Source organism: uncultured Senegalimassilia sp. (assembly GCF_934632265.1).
In the GTDB taxonomy this organism is placed as follows: domain Bacteria; phylum Actinomycetota; class Coriobacteriia; order Coriobacteriales; family Eggerthellaceae; genus Senegalimassilia.
The window spans coordinates 1-2,353 of sequence record NZ_CAKTYH010000188.1 but is presented as its reverse complement, the minus strand read 5'-3'; the positions used below and the strand labels follow the sequence as shown (position 1 = coordinate 2,353).

The following is a 2,353-nucleotide window of genomic DNA, read 5'->3' as shown; positions in this document are numbered from 1 at the left end:
CATGCTGCCGTGGTCCTGGTAGCCCAAAAACTCCACGGGGGCGTTCTCCTGTCGGGCGAGCTCTTCCAGGCGTTGCCGGTCGGGCCCGTCCCCTAAGATCTTCACCTTCACGGGAGGGAAGGGGCGATGGCGCTTGGCGGTTCCTGCGGCGGTGGTGCGCGCGGTGTGCGTCGCGCGGCGCTTCTCGAGCAACGCCGCCGCCTTGATAAGGGTTGCCAGGTCGTAGCTGGCGCCGAGCGTGCCGGCGTAAACGGCCCACAGCTCGCCCTCGGGCTTTTCGACGTCGGCCATGTGCTCGCGCGCGCCCTCGTCGAACGCCGCAAGGTCGTTGCCCACGTACACCGTGGCGTGGGGATAGGGCGCCGTGCGATCCTTCGCAGGGCGGGCCGTGTACTCCTCCGAGGTTCCCACGGCGCCGGAGAGCAGCTGGTAGACGCGCTTGGCGTCGCGGGCGAACGGGTAGAACGCTACGTCGCTGACCACGGGGATGTCCACCACCATGCGCATGGCCTCGGGCCACAGGTCGTTGATGTCGGCCACATAGGGGATGTTGTGCTCGGAGGCGTATTCCGCGCAGACGCGCGCCACGTCGTTGGGCGGGATCTCCGAGTAGATGAGCGAGTAACGGCCTGCGGTGCGCTCGAAGTGCTCGCGAAGGTTCTTCGCCGCCACGTGGTGGCTTCGGATGCGCTGCAGGTCCAAGTTGCGCGTGTATCCCGGCTCGTTGATGAACATCACGGTATAGGGAAGGCCCTGGTAGCAGGCCTTCGAGGTGTCGCGTTGGGCCTTCTCCCAGTGCTGGAACGACGAGGTGATCAGATCCACGTCGAACCCCTGCTCGACGAGCATCTCGGACAGGACGCGGAAGCGCGTATAGCCGCGCGTCTCGTCGCCGAGCTTGACGCCCATGGTGACCACGGCGATGCGGGGGCGCGGGCGCGCCTGGGCGCGCTGTGTGTAGGTTTGCGTATTCATGGGAGCAAGTATACCAAGCCTGCGCCTTGCCGCGCTTGGCGAACAGCGAACCCCCACGAGCCCCGTAGGATTCGAGCGCCGATGGGCGCCTTCCGACAAAGGCCGTCCTTGTGCGTGGCTTGCGCTTCGCCTATTATTAGAAGTTGCGCAATCGCGCGCGCAAAACAGGGCTCTTGGCGCCCGTTGCGTCGTATCCAACCAAGTGATCGGGAAACGTATGATCCAATTGCAGCACGTGTGCAAGACGTATGGCGAAGGCGAAAACGCCCATCATGCGCTGCGCAACGTGAACCTTACCATCAACGATGGCGACGTGTTCGGCATCATCGGCGCCTCGGGCGCCGGCAAATCCACGCTCGTCCGCTGCCTGAACCTGCTCGAGCGCCCTACCGAGGGCGCCATCCTCTACGACGGCCGCGATATCACGGGCCTGTCCGGACGGCCGCTGCTCGAGCTGCGCAGCCAGGTGGGCATGATCTTCCAGAACTTCAGCCTGTTCCAGCAGCGCACCGTCTTGCGCAACGTCACCTTCCCGCTCGAGCTTCGCGGCGAGAAGGGCGAGGCCGCTCGCAAGCGCGCCATGGAGCTGCTCGAGTTGGTGGGCCTGGCCGACCTTGCCGAGCGCTATCCCAGCCAGCTTTCCGGCGGGCAGCAGCAGCGCGTGGCCATCGCCCGCGCGCTGGCGAACAACCCCAAGGTCATGCTCTGCGACGAGGCCACCAGCGCCCTTGACACGCGCACCACCGCCTCCATCCTGCAGCTTCTGCAGGACATCAACCGCGAGCTGGGCGTCACGCTGGTGGTTATCACCCACTCGCTGCCCGTGGCCTGCAAGATCTGCAACCGCGTGGCCGTCATCGACCATGGCCGCATCGTGGAGGAGGGCGCCACGGCCGCCGTGTTCGGCAATCCGCAAAGCCCCGTCACCCGCGAGCTTCTTGCAAACGACGACCTGGTCGTGGCAAGCGGGCGCGATGAGGCGAAAGGCCAGGAGGGCTAAATGGATTACATCAGCAACTTCATCTCGCAGTACGGCGCCCTGTTCGCCCAGGGAACGGTGGACACGCTCGTCATGACGCTTGCGTCCACGCTGTTCGCCTACCTTATCGGCGTGCCGCTCGGCGTGCTGCTGGTCATCACGGCCAAAGACGGTCTGAAGCCGCAGCGCGCCCTTAACACGGTGCTCGGCTGGATCGTCAACATCGGCCGCTCCATCCCGTTCATCATCCTGCTCGTGGCCATCATCCCGTTCACGCGCCTGGTGGTGGGCACGTCGTTGGGCGTGCCCGGCGCCATCGTGCCGCTTACCGTGGCCGCCATCCCGTTCGTGGGCCGCATGGTCGAGCAGAGCCTGGCCGAGGTCGACGGGGGCCTGGTC

2 protein-coding genes and 1 pseudogene are annotated in these 2,353 nt (G+C 65.9%); 2 read left to right on the top strand and 1 reads right to left on the bottom strand.

Annotated elements, in window-relative coordinates; all coding sequences use genetic code 11:
* Nucleotides 1-975 (bottom strand): glycosyltransferase WbuB (locus Q0H50_RS09315; RefSeq protein ID WP_294421683.1); only part of this gene is annotated, 975 nt, incomplete at its 3' end.
* Nucleotides 976-1,192: 217 nt separating this feature from the next.
* Between Q0H50_RS09315 and Q0H50_RS09310 the strand changes: the two genes are divergently transcribed.
* Together Q0H50_RS09310 and Q0H50_RS09305 are read left to right on the top strand one after the other, a co-directional pair.
* Nucleotides 1,193-1,975 (top strand): ATP-binding cassette domain-containing protein, encoded by a 783-nt coding sequence (locus tag Q0H50_RS09310; RefSeq protein ID WP_294421682.1) that lies wholly within the window; start codon nt 1,193-1,195, stop codon nt 1,973-1,975.
* Nucleotides 1,976-2,353 (top strand): annotated as a pseudogene (locus Q0H50_RS09305) (metal ABC transporter permease); the annotation flags it as partial. It lies immediately after the preceding gene.